This is a genomic window from Mycobacterium sp. TH-M82 (assembly GCF_057473605.1).
Genome location: NZ_JBYCKY010000012.1, coordinates 1 through 6,710 on the forward strand (window position 1 = coordinate 1; position 6,710 = coordinate 6,710).

The window sequence follows — 6,710 nt, forward strand, 5'->3', positions numbered from 1 at the left end:
CTCGCTGCGGCGGACCCAGGGCACCACATTGCCGTAGTCGAACCGGATCACCAGGCGCATCCGCATCGGCACTCGCCCGGACAACCCCTCCACCACCCGGACCAGGTCGGCCGCTTGGCCGCGCGGCGGCATGAAATCGGTGACCCGCACCGAACCCTCGGGTGTGTCCCACTCGGTGTCCATGATCAGCGTGTCGTCGCGGTAGCCGCGCCGGGTGGCCGGCTCAGAGGGGTAACAGGAGGCCGGCGCGAGTCGCCAGTGGCCCGCGGACTCGTCGTGCAGCAGCGCCGCGAAGCAGGAACCCGAATCGAACCGCGGCAGACACAGCCAGTCGATGCTGCCGTGGCGGCTCACCAGCGCCGCGGTGTGCAGGTCGCCGAGCAACGCATAGTCCTCTATCCGGGCCATCAGCTGTGACCTCCATTGCCGCTGAGTTCGATGACCACCTTGACGTCACCGTCGGCCGGTTGGAAGGCGTGGGCGGCCTTCGCCAGCGACACGCGCCGGGTGATCAGACCTTCCAGCCAGTCCTTGTCGGTTCGCGCCAGCACCTGGGCGCCCTGCCGGTAATGCCGCAGGTTGGCGTTGACCGAACCGACCACGACGTCGTTTTCCAGCACGATGTCGCGGTTCACCAGGCCTGCATCGACATCGAGGTGATGTCCACCGGACGACACGCCGGTCAGGCAGGTGATCCCGTAGGTTTCGGTGTGCATCAGCGCGCCGAAGACGAGGCTGCCCGCACCGGTGCCCTCGATCACCACGTCGGGCCGCAGCCGCTTGGCGACCGACTCGATGTCGTCGTGATGGTAGGTGGCGCCCAGCGACTTCACCAGCTCCGGTTTCGGACCGTCGGTCACCCGGTCCAGCACGTGGGTGTCCAGACCGCGCTGGACGCCGATCAGCGCCGCCAGCAACCCGATCGGCCCAGCACCGGTCACCAGCGCCCGCTTGGGTTCGAACCAGGCCCGTTCACCGATCCGCTGCACCTGCTCCCACGCTTTGCACACCACAGTGGTGGGCTCCAGCAGCATTCCGACGCGTTCCAGGGATGGATCCACCCGAACCGCGTAATCGGCCTCCACGCACCAGACTTGACTGCCGTACCCGTCCAGCTCCTTGATGCCGCGTTCGCGGTAGCGGCCGTTGCGGCACATGTCGAACTCGCCGTGCGCGCACGCCCCGCACGGTTCCGGGTCGGGACGACGCACCACACCGACCACTAGATCACCGGCCGCGAATTGACTCGACGACGGTGCCTGACGCACCCGGCCGAGCGATTCGTGGCCAAGCACCAGGCGTGACGAGCCGGGTGGCGCCCAGCCGTACTCGCCGGAGACGATCTCCTTGTCGGTGCCACACACCCCCATCGCGACGCCGTCGACCAGCAGTTCGCCGTCGGCCGGGACCGGGTCGGGCACGTCGGATACAGCCAGCGACCCCTTCCGGCCCGGCTCCACGGTCAACGCACGCATATCAACTCCTTACCTGGTTGTGGGGCAGGATGAATCGCTGTACCGCGTTCGCGAAGCCCTCGTCCTCGTTGGAGGTGGTCACGTGGCGGGCGGCCCGTTGGACCTGTTCGTCGGCGTTGCCCATGGCGATGCTCAGCCCTGACTGCGCGAACATCAGCACGTCGTTGGGCATATCGCCGATCGTGGCGATCTGCTCGGGAGAGATCTCGTAATGCTTTGCCAGGTAACGGACTACGCTGCCCTTGTTGGCGTCGGGGTGGGTGATGTCGGCGTAGTAGGGCTGCGACCGGGACGCCGAAACGTGATCGCCGAAGCGTTCGCGGACTGCGGCGACCGCGTTGCGGATCGCGTTGTGGTCGTCGGAGACCCCGACGATTTTCGCGACGTCGTCCGACACCGAGTCGAAGCTGTCTATCGGTGTCGGGTCGAACCGCACCGTGCGGGACTCGCGAGCCACGTGCGGCCCCCGCCGATCCAAGACGAACCAGTCCGTCCCCCGGTAGACCCACACGCTCATCCCGTGGCCGGTGAGCGCGTCGATCACCTCAGGTGCCAGGTCGTCGGGGATCGTCTGCTGCTCGATCACCGACATGTCGGGGTGAGCGAACAGTCCGCCGTTGAATGCCGCGAGGGGGGTGCTGATCTCCAGCGGTCCCACCAACATCGACATGCCGCGCGGCGGACGGCCGCTGGTGACGGCGAAAAGTATCCCGGCCGCCTTCAGCTTCGCCACTGCGGCGACCGACCGATCGGTGAGGACCTTGTCGCCTGTGACCAGCGTGCCGTCGACATCGGCGAGCAGCAGCTGTATCGATGGGGCGGTCATCTTTCCTCCAGGCTGCGCGCGGGCCGTTCGAAGTCGATCCGGTCCACCGACTGCCCGCGGCCCACCAGCACCGTCGCCACCACCTCGGGGCCGAACAGGCCGTGTTCGACGACACCGGGCGTGCCGGCCAGCCAGACGGCCAGTGCCCCCGGATCGGTGACCGGCCCGCGGTAGTCGGCGATCACCCCGCCGTCCGGGCTCGGCGGAACATCACGCAGCGACACCGGCGCGATCCGGCGCAGCGTCGCACGCAGCCCGAACGCCAGCAGCTCGAGCGGGACTGGCCCGCGCAGGGCATCGACGGGTTTGGACGAATCGGCGATGACGATGAAGCGATCCGCTGCCGCGGCGACGATCTTCTCGCGGGTATGCGCGGCGCCGCCGCCCTTGACCAGCCACCCGTCCGGGGCAACCTGATCCGCCCCGTCGATGGTTACGTCGAGATGTTCGATATCGTCCAGTGTCTCCACCTGCAGACCCAGCTTGCGTGCGGCCTGCTCGGTGCCGGGCGATGTTGCAGCACAACGGATATCAAGCGCGCGGCGCGCCAGCGCCGGGAGCAGAAACGCCACCGTCGAACCGGTGCCGAGCCCGACGGCCATGCCGTTTTCCACCAGCTCCGCCGCGGCCTGCGCGGCAATCTGCTTCTCTCGTTCGATGCTCATGGGCGGGTTTTCAGGGCCCGATAATGGCGAATGAGCGCGTTGGTCGACGAGTCGTGGCCGAGCTCCGGCTCGGTCGTGCTCTCCAATTCGGGGATGATGGCCGACGCCTGCACCTTGCCCAGTTCGACGCCCCACTGGTCGAAGGAGTCGATGCTCCAGATGGTGCCCTGGGTGAACACGCTGTGTTCGTAGAGTGCGACCAGTGCGCCCAGGATGTGCGGGGTCAGTTTCTCCGCCAGCAGGACGTTGGTGGGGCGGTTCCCTTCCATCACCCGGTGCGCCACCACCGCCTCGGGCGTCCCCTCCGCGCGGACCTCCTGCTCGGTCTTGCCGAATGCCAGGGCCTGCGCCTGCGCGAAGACGTTCGACGACAGGATGTCGTGATGGTTGCGCAGCGGGTTGAGGCTCTTGCCGAAGCCGATCAGGTCGACCGGTATCAGCGGAGTTCCCTGGTGGATCAGCTGGTAGAAGCTGTGCTGGCCGTTGGTGCCCGGCTCGCCCCAATACACCGGACCGGTCTGGTAGTCCACCGCTGCGCCGCCTAAGGTGACGTGCTTGCCGTTGGACTCCATCGTCAGTTGCTGCAGGTAGGCGGGGAAACGCTTGAGGTACTGGTCGTAGGGCATCACGCCGATCGACTGGGCCCCAAAAAAATTCACGTACCACACCGTGAGCAGGCCCATCAGCATCGGCAGGTTCTGCTCCGGGGGGGTGGTGCGGAAGTGCTCGTCCATCGCATGGAAGCCGGCCAGCAGCTCGCCGAACCGCTCGGGGCCCAGGGCCACCATCGTCGACAAGCCGATCGCCGAGTCCATCGAGTAACGGCCACCGACCCAGTCCCAGAAGCCGAACATGTTGGCGGTGTCGATGCCGAATTCGGCCACCCGTTCGGCATTGGTGGAGACGGCCACGAAATGCTTTGCGACGGCTGCGGCGCCGAGCTCGCCGACGATCCAGTCGCGTGCCGAGGTGGCGTTGGTCAGTGTCTCCAATGTTCCGAAGGTCTTCGACGAGACGATGAAAAGCGTTTCCGCCGCCGCCAGGTCCCGGGTCGCCTCCACGAAGTCAGTGGAGTCGACGTTGGAGACGAACCGGAACCTCAGGTTCCGGTCGGTGTAGTGGCGCAGCGCCTCGTAGGCCATCACCGGTCCGAGGTCGGAGCCGCCGATGCCGATATTGACGATGTTGCGGATCGGCTTGCCGGTGTGGCCCGTCCAGGTGCCGGAGGAGATCTTGGTGGCGAAATCGGCCATCCGATCCAACACCTCGTGCACCTCGGCGACGACGTCGACCCCGTCGACCATCAGCGAGGTGCCTTGCGGCATCCGCAACGCCACGTGCAGCACCGAGCGGTTCTCGGACACGTTGATCGGCTCCCCGGCGAACATCGCATCGCGGTGTCGCTCCAGCTCGGATTCCCGGGCCAGCGCAAACAGCAGGTTCAAGGTCTCCTCGGTGATCCGGTTCTTCGAGTAGTCGAGGTAGATCCCGGCGGCCTGGGCGCAGAACTGCTCGCCGCGGGTGGCATCCTCGGCGAAGAGCTCCCGCAGGTGGCGGCTCCCGATCTGGGGCTGGTGCTTTGCCAGGGCCGCATAGGCCGGGCGCTCACGCAACGGCGGAATCGACACGTTCCGTCTCCTCTCTTGGTTCGGTGGGTAGGTCAGGCGACCGTGGACTTCTGCGTCTCGATGGTGTTCACTACGTACCCTTGAGCTCCGTTCGCCGCATCAGATGGGCATGCGATAGCCGAAAAACTCGTAGTCCTCGTGCGATCCGCCCTGCCCCAACCCGAGGTGCGCGAAGCTTTCCACGAACTCAATCCGCTCGACCCACTTGACCTGCTTGAAGCCGATCTCCCGTTCGTTGCGCAGCCGCAGCGGCGCACCATGGGTTTCGTTGAGCGGTTTGTCGTTCATCTCGTAGGCGAGCAGACACGTAGGCTCGCGCATGTGCTCGATCTTGTGGCAGTCGTAGTACTTGCCTTCCGCGGGGTCGGCGCCCTCGTCCGCCATGGAGTAGAACGCCACCCAGCGCGCCGACGGCAACGGACGGACGATGCCGCAGATGTCCGACATGCGCACCCCACCCCATTTGGCCACACCCGACCAGCCCTGGATGCAGTAATGCTGGGTGATCTGTTCATGTTTGGGCAGGGCTCGAATCTCACTGTAAGAGAGGGTGATCGGGTTCTCCACCAGACCTTCGATGCGCAGCACCCATTGTGCCCAGTCGGTGGAGAGCAAATGGTTGTAGCGCTGCGAGGTGGGGATCCAGCCGTTCGGCCAGAAGTACGGGGAGATGTCTTTCTCCGGATACGTGGCTTTCGGATGTGCCCACTCCATGAACGCCTTGACCCAGCCGACAGTCCACCGGCCGACGATTTGGACCGCGCCGGGGTAGCGAATGGTGATCGGGGACGCGATCAACCACAAGACGACGATAATGGCCATCGCGACAAGGTAAATCGCCAGCGCCCAATATGATCGGGTGTCGGTGCCCAAGACGATGTGGTTCAGGTTCCCCACGAAGCCAGTGATGAACACCATCGCCGTGTGCGCGGCGATGAACACCACCATCCACAGCAGGATCGCGAAGTGAACGGTGCGGGCGACCTGCCGGTTGAAGACGCCCGCGCCGAAACCGAACCGCGCCGCGATCGCCGGTGCCTGCAACAGACCGGTGACGAACGCCAGCGGCGCGGCGACGAACACCGTGGTGAAGTAGGCGATGAGCTGCAGACCGTTGTAGTTGGTGAAACCTTCGTTGGCCGGGAAGTCCAGCGAGGCGTACTGCACTGCCGTGGATAGGGCATTGGGGAACACGTCGAAGGAACGCGGCACGATCCGCCGCCACTGCCCGCTGCCGAACATCAGCACATAGAAAACCAGCCCGTTGGCCAGCCACAGCAGATCGAAGCTGAAGTGCCACCACCGCGCCAGACCGATCGAGTGCCGAAAACCAGGTATGCCCAACCACTTCGGAAGAGCCACCGAATCGTCCTTCGCCGTCCACACGTGGGCGGCGTCGTCGGCGTTCATCCGGTTCGGCGGAACGGGATCGCGCATCCGAAACCACTCGGTGCCCGGCCGGCAGCCGGAGTTCAGATACAGCCGAGGGTGATCGGCGAAAATCTGCACCCCCGCCCGCATCAGGAACATCATGAAGACGATGTTGAACAGGTGCTGCCAGCGGAACCACGCCGGAAATCCGGCGGTGACAGCCGGTGCATATGTGGTCGATGTGCCGGGATAGGTCTCGATGAAGTTCTTCATCCAGTCGTACTGGCGAAGCTGCTGCGCCAACGCCACCAGGACCATCAGCCCGGCTAGGCTGATCGGGATCAGCCACAGGGTGCTGTACCAGCGGCGACCGACACGAACCTCCGGCACCCGCGCCTTTTCCTGCGGGATTCCACCCGCCCACTCGTTGAGGTCGATGTGGCGGTCGAATACCCGCCGCCGCTCACGCCGGGTGATCAGCGAGCCGGGGCGAACGGTCGCCGCCGGGTCGGCGCTGCGTGGCAAGCTGTCAGTCACGCCGTGGCACTGCCTTGCCCGGTGGCGGTGGGCTCAGCTCGAAGGGAACTCAAGTGTCATACCTCATCAAAGGAATGTACACCCCCGCAGGTGCATATCAAACAGGTTGGGAATAAATGCATTCCGATATCAATTGGCGAGCCGGGCATGGTGGTTAGCAAGTTCGATACGACAGTAGCGCATGGCACTCGGGGCCTCCGTCCGACGT

At 65.4% G+C, this 6,710-nt stretch carries 6 protein-coding genes; all 6 read right to left on the reverse strand.

Annotated elements, in window-relative coordinates:
• Positions 1–408 (reverse strand): trehalase-like domain-containing protein (locus AC2VON_RS00325; protein WP_486951160.1); only part of this gene is annotated, 408 nt, incomplete at its 3' end.
• Positions 408–1,475, reverse strand: coding sequence for a glucose 1-dehydrogenase (locus AC2VON_RS00330; RefSeq protein ID WP_486951161.1), 1,068 nt, complete (start codon positions 1,473–1,475; stop codon positions 408–410). The genes AC2VON_RS00325 and AC2VON_RS00330, both read right to left, overlap by 1 nt.
• A gap of 1 nt (position 1,476) precedes the next feature.
• Positions 1,477–2,301, reverse strand: a complete 825-nt coding sequence (locus AC2VON_RS00335) for an HAD family hydrolase (RefSeq protein ID WP_486951162.1) — start codon at positions 2,299–2,301, stop codon at positions 1,477–1,479.
• On the reverse strand, positions 2,298–2,966 hold the full coding sequence (rpiA, locus tag AC2VON_RS00340) for a ribose 5-phosphate isomerase A (protein WP_486951163.1): 669 nt from the start codon (positions 2,964–2,966) through the stop codon (positions 2,298–2,300). Before rpiA ends, AC2VON_RS00335 begins: the two co-directional genes overlap by 4 nt.
• Positions 2,963–4,594, reverse strand: coding sequence for a glucose-6-phosphate isomerase (gene pgi / locus AC2VON_RS00345; protein WP_486951164.1), 1,632 nt, complete (start codon positions 4,592–4,594; stop codon positions 2,963–2,965). Before pgi ends, rpiA begins: the two co-directional genes overlap by 4 nt.
• Positions 4,595–4,693: 99 nt before the next feature.
• The gene (locus tag AC2VON_RS00350; protein ID WP_486951165.1) at positions 4,694–6,502 is read right to left on the reverse strand and encodes a molybdopterin-dependent oxidoreductase; all 1,809 of its coding nucleotides are present in this window, start codon (positions 6,500–6,502) and stop codon (positions 4,694–4,696) included.
• Positions 6,503–6,710 lie beyond the last annotated feature (208 nt).